This window comes from Nostocoides sp. HKS02 (assembly GCF_009707485.1).
In the GTDB taxonomy this organism is placed as follows: domain Bacteria; phylum Actinomycetota; class Actinomycetes; order Actinomycetales; family Dermatophilaceae; genus Pedococcus.
This window is the reverse complement of the sequence record NZ_CP046121.1, coordinates 989,025-1,003,434: the sequence shown is the minus strand read 5'-3', so window position 1 is coordinate 1,003,434 and position 14,410 is coordinate 989,025. Positions and strand designations below refer to the sequence as shown.

Annotated in this window: 13 protein-coding genes and 2 pseudogenes; 8 read left to right on the top strand and 7 right to left on the bottom strand. The window is 71.1% G+C overall.

Annotated elements, in window-relative coordinates:
* Window positions 1-38 precede the first annotated feature (38 nt).
* The 4 genes from GKE56_RS04685 to GKE56_RS04670 all read left to right on the top strand — a co-directional run bounded on the left by GKE56_RS04685 (window position 39) and on the right by GKE56_RS04670 (window position 4,403).
* Window positions 39-1,526: a hypothetical protein gene (locus GKE56_RS04685; protein WP_154683550.1), complete on the top strand. Its 1,488-nt coding sequence runs from the start codon at window positions 39-41 to the stop codon at window positions 1,524-1,526.
* Window positions 1,519-2,664: a hypothetical protein gene (locus tag GKE56_RS04680; protein WP_154683549.1), complete on the top strand. Its 1,146-nt coding sequence runs from the start codon at window positions 1,519-1,521 to the stop codon at window positions 2,662-2,664. Before GKE56_RS04685 ends, GKE56_RS04680 begins: the two co-directional genes overlap by 8 nt.
* 5 nt (window positions 2,665-2,669) lie before the next feature.
* Window positions 2,670-3,662, top strand: coding sequence for an oxidoreductase (locus GKE56_RS04675; RefSeq protein WP_154683548.1), 993 nt, complete (start codon window positions 2,670-2,672; stop codon window positions 3,660-3,662).
* 105 nt (window positions 3,663-3,767) lie between these two features.
* Window positions 3,768-4,403 (top strand): peroxiredoxin, encoded by a 636-nt coding sequence (locus tag GKE56_RS04670; protein WP_154683547.1) that lies wholly within the window; start codon window positions 3,768-3,770, stop codon window positions 4,401-4,403.
* A 15-nt stretch (window positions 4,404-4,418) separates the two neighbouring features.
* Here the strand turns inward: GKE56_RS04670 and prcA are convergent, their stop codons facing one another.
* From prcA to dop, 4 genes and pseudogenes are all read right to left on the bottom strand, one after another.
* Window positions 4,419-5,258, bottom strand: coding sequence for a proteasome subunit alpha (gene prcA, locus GKE56_RS04665; protein WP_154683546.1), 840 nt, complete (start codon window positions 5,256-5,258; stop codon window positions 4,419-4,421).
* Complete coding sequence (prcB, locus tag GKE56_RS04660; protein ID WP_154683545.1) at window positions 5,255-6,082, bottom strand: proteasome subunit beta; 828 nt, start codon at window positions 6,080-6,082, stop codon at window positions 5,255-5,257. Before prcB ends, prcA begins: the two co-directional genes overlap by 4 nt.
* A complete protein-coding gene (locus tag GKE56_RS04655) occupies window positions 6,079-6,285 on the bottom strand; it encodes a ubiquitin-like protein Pup (protein WP_154683544.1) in 207 nt (68 codons plus the stop codon). Before GKE56_RS04655 ends, prcB begins: the two co-directional genes overlap by 4 nt.
* Window positions 6,286-6,366: 81 nt before the next feature.
* Window positions 6,367-7,885: pseudogene (gene dop, locus GKE56_RS04650) on the bottom strand (depupylase/deamidase Dop).
* Window positions 7,886-7,916: 31 nt separating this feature from the next.
* Between dop and GKE56_RS04645 the strand changes: the two are divergent.
* From GKE56_RS04645 to GKE56_RS04635, 4 genes and pseudogenes are all read left to right on the top strand, one after another.
* A pseudogene (locus GKE56_RS04645) lies at window positions 7,917-8,717 on the top strand (alpha/beta hydrolase); the annotation flags it as partial.
* A 76-nt stretch (window positions 8,718-8,793) separates the two neighbouring features.
* On the top strand, window positions 8,794-8,952 hold the full coding sequence (locus GKE56_RS18125) for a hypothetical protein (protein WP_370518486.1): 159 nt from the start codon (window positions 8,794-8,796) through the stop codon (window positions 8,950-8,952).
* Window positions 8,953-9,034: 82 nt separating this feature from the next.
* Complete coding sequence (locus GKE56_RS04640; protein ID WP_154683543.1) at window positions 9,035-10,024, top strand: ribose-phosphate pyrophosphokinase; 990 nt, start codon at window positions 9,035-9,037, stop codon at window positions 10,022-10,024.
* Window positions 10,021-10,434 carry a DUF3054 domain-containing protein gene (locus GKE56_RS04635; protein ID WP_154683542.1) on the top strand — a complete coding sequence of 138 codons (414 nt, stop codon included), beginning with the start codon at window positions 10,021-10,023 and terminating at the stop codon, window positions 10,432-10,434. Before GKE56_RS04640 ends, GKE56_RS04635 begins: the two co-directional genes overlap by 4 nt.
* A gap of 211 nt (window positions 10,435-10,645) precedes the next feature.
* On the opposite strand, the gene GKE56_RS04630 is transcribed toward GKE56_RS04635, so the two are convergent.
* The 3 genes from GKE56_RS04630 to GKE56_RS04620 form a co-directional block, all read right to left on the bottom strand.
* Window positions 10,646-11,500: a sterol desaturase family protein gene (locus GKE56_RS04630; RefSeq protein ID WP_154683541.1), complete on the bottom strand. Its 855-nt coding sequence runs from the start codon at window positions 11,498-11,500 to the stop codon at window positions 10,646-10,648.
* A gap of 54 nt (window positions 11,501-11,554) precedes the next feature.
* Complete coding sequence (gene arc, locus GKE56_RS04625; RefSeq protein WP_154683540.1) at window positions 11,555-13,294, bottom strand: proteasome ATPase; 1,740 nt, start codon at window positions 13,292-13,294, stop codon at window positions 11,555-11,557.
* A gap of 72 nt (window positions 13,295-13,366) precedes the next feature.
* Entirely contained in the window at window positions 13,367-14,407 is a 1,041-nt protein-coding gene (locus GKE56_RS04620; protein ID WP_154683539.1) for a tRNA (adenine-N1)-methyltransferase, read from the bottom strand.
* Window positions 14,408-14,410 lie beyond the last annotated feature (3 nt).

Below are 14,410 nucleotides of genomic sequence, written 5' to 3'. Positions count from 1 at the left end.
CGGCTGGCGGTGCAAGGCCGGCATGGGAGGATGTCGCCATGCCTGACGCCCTGTCCGCTTCTGCGGGGTCCCGGACGGCCGGACCGGCCGGTCCGCAGATTGGCGACCTGACCCGGCATACCCAGTCCATCCTCGAACGGGCGCAGGCGTATGCCGACGCGATGCGGGCCGAGACGGAGCAGACCCTCGCGGAGGCCCGCAGCGAGTCCGCCAGGATGCGCGACGAGGCCCAGGCGCTGCTCACCGACGCCGAGCAACGGCACCGGGCGGCCAGCGCCGACCGCGACCAGGCAGCGCGCGCTCTCGACGAGGCCGGCCGCGAGGCCCAGTCGCTGGTCGCCGACGCGGCCGAGCACGCCTCGATGCTCACCCAGTCCGCCAGCCGGACGAGCGAGGACGCCGTCGCCGAGGCTCGCGCCGAGGCTGCGGCCGTCCTCGACGCGGCCCGCATCGAGGCGGAGCGTCTCCAGGGAGCCGCGCGCATCGAGTACGACACGGCGATGGCCAAGTATGCCGACCACGAGCGCGAGCGCGACGCCGCCTTCGCCGCCAACGTGGCGAAGATGGATGCCCACTACGCCGACCTGGACGCCCGCGCCAAGGAGTCCTTGGCGCAGGAGCGCGCCACGATCGGTGCGGAGGCGATGGAGCTGCGCCGCCAGGCCCAGGCCGAGGCCGACCGGGTCACCGCCGAGGCCGCGGGGCTGCACGAACGCGCCAGTCGCGAGGCCGAGGAGCTGCTCGACCAGGCTCGTACCGAGGCCCAGGCCACCCTCGACCGGACCAGCGCTGAGGCAGCCGAGCTGATGCGCCAGGCCGAGGACCACCTGGCCTGGAGCCAGACGACGGTGCGCGGCATCCTCGAGGAGGCCGAGCTCGAGGTGTCACGCCAACGCCACGACGTGCACCAGCAGCTGTCGGCGCACGTGCGCGAGCGTAGGCAGGTCATCCAGAGCGCCCTGGCGCGCTCGGCCCACCGGGTGCGCGCCGACACCGAGGCGGCCACGTCCACGGCCGAGCGCACCCGCGCGCAGGCCGAGGCCGTGTTGGCCGCCGCCGAGGCCCAGGCGGAGCGCACTCGCGTCGCGGCCCGCGCCGAGGCCGACCAGCTGCGGGCTTCGGCAGCCGAGCTCGAGACCGCCGCCCAGGAGCGCGCCGCCCGTCGGCTCGACGAGGCCGAGAAGGCCGCCCGCCTCATCAGGGAGCGCACGACCGAGGAGCTCGAGCGGCTCCAGCGCGAGACGCATGCGTCGCACAAGCAGGCCCGCGACGAGCTCGTGCGCACGACCGCAGAAGCGCGATCCGACGCAGACCGGATCCGCGAGGAGGCCCGTGCCATGCTGGAGCGTGCGCGAGCCGAGGTCGCCTCGCTGGCCTCCCGGCGTGAGGACATCACGCGGCAGCTGGGCAGCCTGTCGGGCGTGATCGACGCGCTGGCAGTGCCGGACCACGTCGACAGACCTGACCTCCACGAGAACGACACCACCACGCCCGCACCGACCGACGAAAGACATGATCATGAGTGAGTCCCCCGCCTTCCGTAGCGTCCTTCGCGGCTACGACCCCGCCCAGGTCGACAAGTGGCAGGCCGAGCACGCCGGGGCCCTGGAGCAGGCCCGCAAGGAGGCCGCCGAGCGCACCGTCGAGGCGAGCCAGCTGCGTTCCGCGCTCACCAGGGCCCAGGAGGAGCAGGCCTCGGCCGCGGCCGCGCTGCGGTCCGTCCGCGAGGAGCAGGCGTCCGCCGCGGCGCCGACCTACGCCGGTCTGGGCGAGCGCATCGGCGCCATGCTGACCCTCGCCGACGAGCACGCCGCAGACATCCGGAGCCAGGCGCAGGCCCAGGCCAGCGAGATGGTCGGCAGCTCGAAGCTCCAGGCCGACCAGACCCGAGCCAGCGCCGACCGCTACGCCGAGGAGGTCCGGAGCAAGGCTGACGCCGACGCCGCCCGCGTCGTGGAGAAGGCCCGTCAGGAGGCCGACGCGATCCTCGACGACGCCGACCGCGAGGCCTCCGCGCGCCGCGAGGAGGCCGAGGCGGTCTACGAGCACCAGCGTGCCCGCGCCGCGGCCGCGGCTGCCGACTTCGAGGCGACGCTCGGCCAGCGTCGCGACAAGGCCGCAGCCGAGTTCGCGAGCCAGATGGCCGCACACGAGGCCGCACTCGCCCAGGCCGAGGAGCGCGCCACCACGCTGTCCGCCGAGAGCGAGCGGGCCCACGCCGAGGCTGCGGCCGAGAGCCAGCGCACGCTCGAGTCGGCACGAGCCGAGGCTGAGGCCCTGGTGGTCGCCGCGCGCGAGAAGGCCGAACGCATCCGCCGTGACTCCGAGCGCGAGCTGTCGGCGGCGACCGCGCGGCGCGACAGCATCACGTCCCAGCTGAGCAACGTGCGCCAGATGCTCGCCACGCTCGGCGGCGGCGCCATGGTCGACTCGATCGACGAGCACGGAGCGCTTGCGCCGGATCCGGCTGCCGAGTCGGTGGTCGACGCCGACCAGGCCGACGAGACCGAGGTAGCGGGCACCGACGACCAGGGCGACCACGCCGAGGACCAGGCGGGCCAGGCTGAGGGCCACGAGGGCCACGCGGACCAGACGGACCAGGCGACGGAGGAGCAGCCCGAGCCCGCGGAGCAGGCCAAGGGCACGGCGCGCAGCCGCGCCTGAGCCCGATGTCGTTCCTGGTGCTCGGTGGCACCGCTTGGCTCGGTCGCGAGGTGGTGCATGCGGCGATCGAGCGCGGCCAGTCGGTCACGGTCCTGGCCCGCGGCGAGTCCGGGCCCCTGCCGGACGGCGTGGAAGCGGTCCGCGCCGACCGCGGTGACCCCGGGGCATACGAGCAGGTCGCCGGGCGGCGTTGGGAGGCCGTTGTCGACGTGGCGCGGCAGCCGAGCCACGTCGCCGGCGCGCTCGATGCGCTGGGCGACCGGAGTCGGGCGTGGGCGTTCGTGTCGTCCTCGTCGGTGTACGCCCGCAGCGACACACCCGGCGCCGATGAGACCGCCGAGCGGCTGCCGCCCCACCACGAGGACGATGCGAGCTGGGAGACCTATGGCGGCCGCAAGGTCGCGTGTGAGGACCTCGTCCTGGACCGCGTTGGCGACCGGGCGCTGGTGGCCCGCAGCGGGTTGATCGCGGGGCCGGGCGACCACACCGACCGCACCGGCTACTGGCCGCTGCGGTTCGCCCACCCCGCATCGCCGGATGGCGCGGTCCTGGTGCCCGACAGCACGGTGGCGACCCAGGTGATCGACGTCCGTGACCTGGCCGCGTGGCTGGTCGAGAGCGTCCTGGCGGGCGCCGTAGCCGTCGCCAACGCGACCGGACCGGTCGTGCCCCTCCCTGAGCACCTGGCCACGGCACGCGCCGTCGCCGGCCACCGCGACGACGTGGTGTCGGTGGCGCCAGACTGGCTCGAGGCCCGTGGCGTGCAGGCGTGGGCGGGCGAACGCAGCCTGCCGTTGTGGCTTCCCGTGCCGGAGTATGCCGGCTTCATGGCGCGTCGCGCCGAGGTCGCCGCGCGCTGGGGCCTGGTGGCCCGGCCGCTGGCGCAGACCCTCGAGGACACCTTGGCGTGGGAGCTGCACGCCGGGCCCGGTCGCCCTCGGAAGGCGGGCCTCTCCCCCGCCGACGAGGTCGCCCTGCTCCGCGCCGCCCGCGCCTAGCCCGACGCACGGGTTCCAGCATCCGGACAGGGCATCCACACCTCGGTCAAGTAACGGCATGTTTGGTCATGACAAACACCGCGTTACCTTCGAGAGGAAGCCGTCATGGCCACGCTGCGACTGGGCGACGACGCCCCTGACTTCACCGCCGAGACCACCGAGGGCGAGCTGAGCTTCCTGGACTGGAAGGGCGACGGCTGGGCCGTGTTGTTCAGCCACCCGGCCGACTTCACCCCCGTCTGCACGACTGAGCTCGGCCGCGTCGCCCAGCTCAAGGACGAGTGGGCCGCCCGCAACACCAAGGTCATCGCGGTGTCGGTCGACGCGGTCGAGGACCACCACGCGTGGAAGACCGACATCGAGGAGGTCTCCGGCGCAGCCGTCGACTACCCGATCGTGGCCGACAAGGACCGCAACGTCGCCGAGCTCTACGACATGATCCACCCCGGCGCCGGCGACACCTCACCGGTCCGCTCGGTGTTCCTCATCGACCCGGCTGGCAAGGTCCGCCTGTCGCTGACCTACCCCAAGAGCGCCGGCCGCAACTTCGACGAGATCCTGCGCGCGCTCGACGCCCTGCAGGTCAACGACTCCGGCCCGTTCTCGACGCCCGCGGACTGGAAGGTCGGCGAGCGCATCATCGTCGCACCCAGCGTGTCGACCGAGGACGCCCAGGCCCGTTACCAGGGTGTCGAGGTCGTCAAGCCCTACCTGCGCTACGCCGAGGCGCCGACCGCCTGAGTCAGCTCTCTTGAGTCAGCTGTCTGAGTCGCCGACGTCCTGCGGGCGCTGGGTCTGCGGGTTCGTGGACTCGTCCCGCGGCGACGCCTCGCCGGTGAGGGTGTCGTGCCGGCCCGGACCCGGGTCGTCCTCGGCCGGGGCGTCGTGCGTCGGGTCGTCCTTGCTCAGCAGTGCGGTCAACAGCGCGCCGCCGATCCGCCGGAACGTCCGCCGGGGCCGCTCGCGGTCGAGCACGGCGACCTCGAGCTGGGATGCCGTGAGCTGGCGGGCCGCTCCCCCGGCGGGGTCCTGCCCGAGCAGGTCCACGGCGAGCGAGAGCGCGTCGGCGAGCGACAGGCCGGGGCTCCAGCGGTCCTTCAGCCCCGACTCGATCGGCTCGGCGGCTCCGCCCATCGCCACGAACCCCAGCTCGTCGGCCACGGACCCGTCATAGGTCAGCCGGTAGATCTGGTCCTCGTCGGCCCGGTTGCCCACCTCGGCCACGACGATCTCGACCTCGTACGGCTTCGACTCCTGGGTGAACACCGTGCCCAGCGTCTGGGCGTAGGCGTTGGCCAGACCCCGTGCCGTCACGTCAGTCCGGTCGTAGGAGTAGCCGCGCAGGTCGGCATACCGCACGCCGGCCACCCGGAGGTTCTCGAACTCGTTGTACTTCCCGACGGCCGCAAAGGCGATGCGGTCGTAGATCTCGGACACCTTGTGCAGCGCCCGCGAGGGGTTCTCGGCCACGAAGGCGATGCCCTTGTCGTACCCGAGCACCACGACGGACCGGCCGCGCGCGATCCCCTTGCGGGCGTAGTCGGCCCGGTCCTTCATGAGCTGCTCGGGCGAGACGTAGAACGGCATGCTGCTCATCGAGCACCTCCCGGGTTGCCCTGGCGGGCGGCGATAACAGCCTCGACCACCGCACGGAGCTCGTCGTCGGCCACGAATCGGACACCGTCGGCGGCGACCAGGGCCACCGTCGGCCAGATGCGCCGACCGACGTCGGGGCCACCGGTGGCCGAGTCGTCGTCCGCGGCGTCGTAGAGCGCCTCGACCGTGACGCTCACGGCCTCGGCGGCAGACAGGCCGGGCCGCCACACCTTCTTGAGCGCCCCGCGCGCGAACAACGAGCCCGACCCCACGCTGTGGTGGTCGTGCTCCTCGTAGCAGCCGCCGGTCACGTCGTAGGAGAAGATCCGACCCACCGCGCGGTCGAGGTCGTACCCGGCGAACAGCGGGACGACGGACAGACCCTGCATCGCCATGCCGAGGTTGGCGCGGATCATCGAGGCCAGCCGGTTGGCCTTGCCCTCGAGCGACAGCAGGGTGCCCTCGATCTTCTCGTAGTGCTCGAGCTCGACCTGGAACAGCTTCACCAGCTCGATGGCCAGCCCAGCCGTCCCGGCGATGCCGACGGCGGAGTACTCGTCGCCGGCGAAGACCTTCTCCATGTCGCGGTTGGCGATGATGTTGCCCATCGTGGCGCGACGGTCGCCAGCCATCACGACGCCGCCCTCGAACGTCGCCGTGACGATGGTCGTGCCGTGCGGTGCCTCGAGACTGCTGCCGGGCGGCAGGGTGCGCCCAGAGGGCAACAGGTGCGGGGCGTGCGCCCCGATGAACTCGGTGAACGACGAGGACCCCGCAGACAGGTATGCCGCGGGGAGCTTCCCCGCGCCGCCGGCAGTGGTCACTGGCCGCCCTTCTGGACGAAGCCGCGCACGAACTCCTCGGCGTTGGACTCGAGCACGCCGTCGATCTCGTCGAGCACGCTGTCGATGTCGGAGTCGAGGTTCTCCTTGCGCGCACTGGCCTCTGGCGACGCCGGAGTCGGCTCGGGGGCCTCGTCGGGCGCGTCCTCGCGTCGCTGCGGTCGGCTCTGCTCTTGGCTCGGCATTGGTCGTGACCTCTCGCTCGACTGGCTTCTCTGAGCCTGACTGTGACCCTAGTCCGACCCTAACTCGACCCTAGCCTGACCCTAGCCCGACGCAGAGGCCAACTCACGCAACAGGGTCGCTGCGTCCGGACTGCGGTCGAGCAGACTGCCGACACTGGCCTTCGTGCCCCGCAGCGGCTCGAGCATCGGCACCCGCTGCAGCGACGTCTGGCCGGGGATGTCGAAGATCACCGAGTCCCACGATGCCGCTGCGATCTGGTCGGCATACTTCTCCAGGCACTTGCCCCGGAAGTAGGCGCGAGTGTCGACCGGGGGCTCGCGGACGGCCTCGAGCACCGCCTCGGGTGACACGAGCTCCTCGAAGCGGCCAGCGGCCCGGAGCCTGTGGAAGATCCCCTTGTCGGGGCGCACGTCCGACCACTGGATGTCGACCGCTCGCAGCCGCGGGTCGGACCAGTCGAGCCCGTCACGGTCGATGTACCCCTGCAGCACCTGCTGCTTGGCAACCCAGTCGACCTCCCGGGCGGCCTCCCGCGGGTCGCGCTCGAGCCGGTCCAGGACGACCGCCCACCACCGCATGACCTCGGCGGTGTCGGTGTCGAGCTCACCGGCATACCGGTCCTGGAGGTACCGCTGGGCGAGGTCGTGGTAGGTCCAGAGCAGCTGCAGGGCGGTGAGCTTGGTGCCGTCGCGCAGCTCCACCAGCTCACCCAGGGTCGGGTCGTGACTCACGGCGTGCAAGGCGGCGACCGGTCGGGCCAGCGTGAGGTCCTCGTCGATGGCGCGGTCCTCGATCATCGCCAGGACGAGCGAGGTGGTCCCCAGCTTCAGCAGGTTCGCGACGTCGCAGTGGTTGGCATCGCCGATGATGACGTGCAGGCGGCGGTAGAGGTCGGCGACGGCGTGGGGCTCGTCACGGGTGTTGATGATGGGTCGCTTGAGGGTGGTCTCGAGCCCGACCTCGACCTCGAAGAAGTCGCTGCGCTGGCTCACCTGGAACCCGTGCGTGCGCGAGTCCTGGCCGATGCCGACCCGTCCGGACCCGCACATCACCTGACGGGCCACGAAGAACGGCACCAGGTGCCGCACGATGTCGGTGAACGGTGTCTCGCGTCGCATCAGGTAGTTCTCGTGGGTGCCGTAGGACGCGCCCTTGCCGTCGGTGTTGTTCTTGTAGAGGTTCACCCCCGGGGGGCCCCTGCGAGAGGCGGCGCACCGACTCGGCCATGATCGCCTCGCCCGCCCGGTCCCAGGCGACGGCAGCGCGCGGCGAGGTGACCTCGGGCGAGGAGTACTCGGGGTGGGCGTGGTCGACGTAGAGCCGGGCGCCGTTGGTCAGCACGACGTTCGCGAGGGTCGGGTCCTCCTCGTCGGTGAGCTGGCTCGCGTCGGCCAGGGCGCGGTTCATCTCGAACCCCCGGGCGTCGCGCAGCGGAGCCTCGTCGGCGTAGTCCCACGACGCATGGGCGGCCCGGATCCCCTGCGCCGAGGCGTAGGCGTTGACGACCTGGCCCGAGAGGATCATCGGGTTGGCCGCCGGGTCGCCGGGAACCGAGATGCCGTACTCGGTCTCGACGCCCATCACCCTGCGCACGCTCATGCTGCCACCCTAGGTGAGAGACTGTGCGGCCATGCGGCACTCCCCTCTTGCGATGTACCCCCGCACCGCCCTGCTGGCCGCCGTCCTCGACCTCGTGGCCCGGCATCCGGTGGAGAAGTGCACGGTGGACCAGATCCAGGCGACCCGGGGCTTCGCCTACCCGGATCGTCCGCCGATCTCGTGGATCACCGGTGGCGGCAACCGCTCGGTGGGAGTCACCTACGGCACGGCCCCCGCCCGGGACGGGTACGAGATCCCGTTGCGGATCTACCGACCGCGCACCGTCCGGGACACCGAGACCGACGTGCCCGTGGTCCTCTACTTCCACGGCGGCGGCTGGGTGCAGGGCAACGTCGTGATGTACGACCCGCTGTGCATGCACCTGGCCGAGCAGGTGCGGGCCGTCGTGGTGAGCGTCGACTACCGGCTGGCACCCGAGCACCGGGCGCCGGTCGCGGCTCATGACGCGATCGACGCGACCCGCTGGGTTGCGACCCACGGCGCGGAGCTGCGCGCGGATGGCGACCGGCTGGCGGTGTGCGGCGACAGCGCTGGGGGCAACCTCGCGGCCGTCGTGGCTCAGGCGATGCGCGACGAGGCCCGTCGGGGTGACCTCGGGGCCGGCCCGTCCCCGGTGCGCCACCAGGCGCTGATCTATCCGGCGACCGACATGACCATGTCGTCACCGTCGATCGACGAGCTCGCGCAGGCCCCCATGCTGACCAAGACGAGCATGCTGGCGTTCCGCGCCCACTACGCGCCCGACGGCACCGACTACACCGCCCCCGTGCTGTCGCCCCTCTTCGGCGACCTCACGGGCCTGCCCCCGGCGCTCATCCAGACCGCCGACCTCGATCCCCCTTCGCGACGACGGCACCCGGTATGCCGACGCGCTGCGCGCCGCTGGCGTGCCCGTCCGGCTGACCAACTACCTGCGCGTGCCGCACGGGTTCGCGTCCTACCCCGGGGTGGTGCCCACGGGCGCGCAGCACCGCGCCGAGCTGGTGGGCGAGCTGCGCACCCACCTGGCTGCGCCCGGCATACCGACCAGCACCCTTGGCGGCTAGGCTCGGTCCCAGCCCCTCTGCACGGCCCGGCGTCCCGGTCCGGGGTCCGGTCAGTTCATCGGCAACAGCCTCAGGAGCCATCGTGCGGGAGATCGTCGTCTTCTCCGGAAGCGCGCACCGTGCCCTCGCGGCGCGCATCTGCCAGTCCCTGGGCGTCGACCTGGCGCCAGCCGAGATCAAGCGCTTCAGCAACGACTGCCTCCAGGCGCAGCTGCTCGCGAACTGTCGCCAGCGGGACGTCTACATCGTGCAGCCGCTGGTGCCACCCACCCAGGAGCACCTGATGGAGCTGCTCCTCATGATCGACGCCGCCCGAGGAGCTTCGGCCGCCCAGATCACCGCGGTGATCCCGCACTACGCCTACGCGCGCTCCGACAAGAAGGACGCCTCGCGCATCTCGCTCGGTGGCCGGCTCGTCGCGGACATGCTCGTCGCGGCCGGCGCGCACCGGGTGCTGACCATGACCTTGCACGCCCCTCAGGTGCACGGATTCTTCTCCGTACCGGTCGACCACCTCACCGCCATCGGGGTCCTGGCCGACCACTTCCGGGACGGCGACCTCACCGACAGCGTCGTGGTCTCCCCCGACCTCGGCAACGCGAAGACGGCCACCCAGTTCGCTCGCCTGCTCGGCCTGCCCGTGGCGGCGGGGTCCAAGCAGCGGCTGGCCGACGACCGCGTCATCATCGACTCGATCGTCGGCGAGGTGACCGGCCGACGCGCGATCATCCTCGACGACGAGATCGCCACGGGCGGGTCCATCGTCGAGCTGCTCGACCGGCTGGCCGACCTCGGCTGCACGAGCGCCGACGTCGCCTGCACGCATGGCCTGTTCGCCGGCAAGGCCGTCGAGCGACTGCGCGACCACCCCATGATCGGACAGGTCGTCACGACCGACACCGTGCCGTCGCCGGCTCGCTGGCCCGAGCTGCGGGTGCGGTCGGTGGCTCAGCTGTTTGCCGAGGCGATCCAGCGCATCCATGTCGGCGAGTCCGTGAGCAGCCTCTTCGACGGGGTCGACCCCACGCACGCCCAGCCCCAGGCGACGTTGTTCGACAAGGTGCGTGGATGAGGCGGGTCCTCCCGTCGTTCCTCGTGGACGCGGGTTTCGTGCTGCTCTTCGCCCTGATCGGCCGCGCCAGCCACGTCGAGGGCGTGACGGTGCTGGGCGTCCTCGACACGGCGTGGCCGTTCCTCGTGGGCCTCGTCCTGGGCTGGGCCGCAGCGTGGCTCGTGCGCCGGGACTGGCCGGTCGAGGTCGTGCACGCCACGCCGATCTGGCTGCTCACGGTGGCAGCCGGTCTGGCGCTGCGAGTGGTCTCGGGCGGCGGCGGCGCGCCGCTGTCGTTCGCCCTCGTCGCGGCCGTGGTGCTCGGCGCATTCCTGCTCGGGTGGCGGGCCCTCGTCGCGACCCTGCGGTTCGCGACCGACGGACTCCGAACCTGGGCCGAGCGCCAGGCACGCCAGCGCACGCGCCGCTGACGCGGCCCCGCAGGCGGGACAGCGTCGTCAACGTGACCAGCGTGGCGACGCTCACCACGACCGATCTCGACCCGAACCCGGTAGCGATGCTTCCGTCCCACCTGATGCGGGAGGTGGACCGGGGCCTGCGGCAGGTACTCGGCCTGTAGCGGTTCTCAGACAGCGGCTCTCAGTCAGCGGTTCTCTGACAGCGGTTCTCAGACGGCGGCCGTCAGGCCTCGGGCGACCAGCCGGGCGGTGCGAACAGGTACCCGAGCCGGTCGCGCCACCGACGCGCCGACCTGACCTGGCGCACCATGAGGGCCAGCTCGCCGTACTGCAGCCGGAACGGGTTGAAGGTCGTCACCGGATGCGTCAGGCCGTACGTCGGGCGTTCCTGCTCCTCACAGAAGGTCCCGAACAGGCGGTCCCAGACGATGAGGATGCCGGCGTAGTTCTTGTCGAGGTACCGCGGCTCGCTCGCGTGGTGGACACGGTGGTGCGAGGGGGTGTTGAACACGAGCTCGACCGGTCGCCACAGCTTGGGGATGGTCTCGGTGTGCACCCAGAACTGGTAGACCAAGTTGAGGGAGAAGACGAAGAAGATCATCCACGGCGGCAGCCCCAGCAGCGGCAGCGGCACCCAGAACAGCAGCTCGCCCCAGGGGTTCCACTTCTGCCGCAAGGCAGTCGTGTAGTTGAAGTGGACGCTGCTGTGGTGGGCCTGGTGCATCGCCCAGAGCACCCGGATCCGGTGGCTCGACCGGTGGTAGGAGTACCACAGCAGGTCGACCAGCAGCAGGGCGACGACCCAGGTCCACCACCGGTGCGGGTCGAGGCGCAGTGGCGTCACGGCATACAACGCCGTGTAGGCCACCAGCGCCGCGGCGCGGACCACGACGTTGACGACCACCGACCCCACGCCCATCGACAGGCTCGCCCGAGCGTCCCTGCGTTCGTAGCCCATCAGCGCGCCGGCCGACTCCTCACCATCGTCGAGCAGCCGCAGGGACAGCAGCTCCAAGCCGATGAACAGCACGAAGAAGGGCACGGCGAGGAGAGTCGGCTCGCGCAGCAGGGACTCCATGCGCACTATGTTACCCCGAGTAAGTTACCCACTGCCGTCGAGGAGCGACCTACCTCACAGGTACTGGCCCGTGTTCGCGACGTTGTCGATCGAGCGACCCGGCTCGGTGCCGCTCTTGCCGGTGATGAGGGTGCGGATGTAGACGATCCGCTCGCCCTTCTTGCCGGAGATGCGCGCCCAGTCGTCGGGGTTGGTGGTGTTCGGCAGGTCCTCGTTCTCCTTGAACTCGTCGACACAGCTCGCCAGCAGGTGGTCCACCCGGATCCCGCGCTGGCCGGCGGTCAGGAAGTCCTTGATGGCCATCTTCTTGGCGCGGTCGACGATGTTCTGGATCATCGCGCCCGAGTTGAAGTCCTTGAAGTAGAGGACCTCCTTGTCGCCGTTGGCATAGGTGACCTCGAGGAAGCGGTTCTCCTCGATCTCGGAGTACATCCGCTCGACCGCGGCGGTGATCATCGCGTCGACCGTGGCCTGGGGCGAGCCGCCGTGCTCGGCGAGGTCGTGCTCGTGCAGCGGCAGGTCGGCGATGAGGTACTTGCTGAAGATGTCGCGGGCGCTCTCTGCGTCGGGCCGCTCGATCTTGATCTTCACATCGAGTCGCCCCGGGCGCAGGATCGCGGGGTCGATCATGTCCTCGCGGTTCGACGCCCCGATGACGATGACGTTCTCGAGCCGCTCGACGCCGTCGATCTCGGACAGCAGCTGCGGGACGATGGTCGTCTCGACGTCCGAGGAGACACCCGACCCGCGGGTGCGGAACAGGCTGTCCATCTCGTCGAAGAACACCACGACCGGCGTGCCGTCGGAGGCCTTCTCGCGGGCCCGCTGGAAGATCAGCCGGATGTGTCGCTCGGTCTCGCCGACGTACTTGTTGAGCAGCTCGGGGCCCTTGATGTTGAGGAAGAACGACTTCCCGACCGGCTTGCCCTCCTTCTCGGCGACCTTCTTCGCCAGCGAGGAGGCCACGGCCTTGGCGATGAGGGTCTTGCCGCACCCGGGCGGGCCGTACAGCAGGACGCCCTTCGGCGGCTTGAGCTTGTGCTCGAGGTAGAGGTCGGGGTGCAGGTACGGCAGCTCGACGGCATCGCGGATCGCCTCGATCTGGCTGGCGAGGCCACCGATGTCCTCGTAGTCGATGTCAGGCACCTCCTCGAGGACAAGCTCGGCGACCTCGGCCTTGGGGATGCGCTCGTAGACGAACCCGGACCTGGGCTCGAGCATGAGCGCGTCGCCGACCCGGATCGGCTCGCCCTCGAGCGACTCGGCCATCCGGACCACGCGCTCCTCGTCGGCGTGGGCGACGATGAGGATGCGGTCGTCGCCGAGCATCTCCTTGATCATGACGACCTCGCCGACCCGCTCGTACCCGCAGGCGGCCACGACGTTCATCGCCTCGTTGAGGCGCACCTCCCGGCCGCTGGACAGCTCCGAGGGATCGACGGCGGGGCTGACTGCCACGTGCATCTTGCGCCCACCGGTGAGGATGTCGACCGTCGCGTCGTCGTAGGACTCGAGGATGATGCCGTATGCCGCCGGCGGCTGCGCCAGGCGGTCCACCTCGGACTTGAGCGTGACGATCTGCTCGCGCGCCTCCTTGAGGGTGCGCACCAGCCGCTCGTTCTGGGAGGAGATGGTGGCCAGGTTGGACTGCAGCTGCAGGAGTCTGGTCTCGAGCTCGCGGGAGCGGGCGGGAGCGTCGGCCAACCGCTGGCGCAGGGCCGCCACTTCCTCGGCGAGGAGCTCAGCCTGACGGCGGTCCTCGGAGCGATCTGCGGGGTTGCGGTGGTCGGTCATGTCGGCTCCCTCGGTGGCGAACGACTGGCACCGACCGCGCTCGGGCGGCCGATAACCCAACCTAACGCCGAACTACTCCGAGGTCATGGAGGTTTGAGTCACAGTACGGCGAACGCGTCGGATCTTCTTGTCCGAAGGGACACGTTCCCCGATGCCTTCGGCTGAGAAGTCGCTCTCCTGGCCGAAGCTGGTGCTGTCGGCGCTGACCTCGCCGTCCTCGGTGTAGGCGCCCTTCGCCGGGCGCCGCTTGCGCAGCGGCGGTGTGACCCCGGGCGCGAGTCGGCGCGTGGTGATGAGGAAGCCGGTGTGGCCGTGCATCCGGTGCTGGGGGCGGACGGCAAGCCCCTCGAGGTGCCAGCCGCGCACCAGCGACTCCCACGCCTCTGGCTCGGTGTAGCCGCCGTGGTCACGCATGGCCTCGGCGACGCGCGAGAGCTGGGTCGCCGTCGCGACGTAGCAGATCAGCACGCCGCCGGGCAGCAAGGCGTCGGCGACGGCGTCGAGGCACTCCCAGGGCGCGAGCATGTCGAGGACGACGCGGTCGACGGACGCCGGCTCGACGGTGCGCGGCAGCGCCTCGACCAGATCGCCGACGGTGACCTGCCAGGCGGGATGGTCCTGGCCGAAGAACGCCCTGGCGTTGCCCTTCGCGATCTCGGCGAAGTCCTCGCGTCGCTCGAAGGAATGCACGTGCCCCTGCTCACCGACGGCCCGCAGCAGGCTCATCGACAAGGCCCCCGAACCGACGCCGGCCTCGACGATCCGCGCGCCCGGGAAGACGTCTGCCATCGTGACGATCTGCCCGGCATCCTTGGGGTAGACGACGGCGGCACCGCGGGGCATGGACATGACGTAGTCCGACAGCAGCGGCCGGAGGGCGAGGTACTCGATGCCGGCGGTGTTGCGGACCACGGAGCCGTCCGGAGCACCGATGAGGTCGTCGTGGGCGAGCCTGCCGCGGTGGGTGTGGAACTCGCGTCCGACCTCGAGGGTGATGGTGTGCAGCCGACCCTTCGGGTCGGTCAGCTGGACGCGCTCCCCGACGCCGAACGGCCCACGCCGCAGGTCGGCGCCGACGGGGGGCGAGGACGGCTGGTCGGGGGCGAGACTCATGGA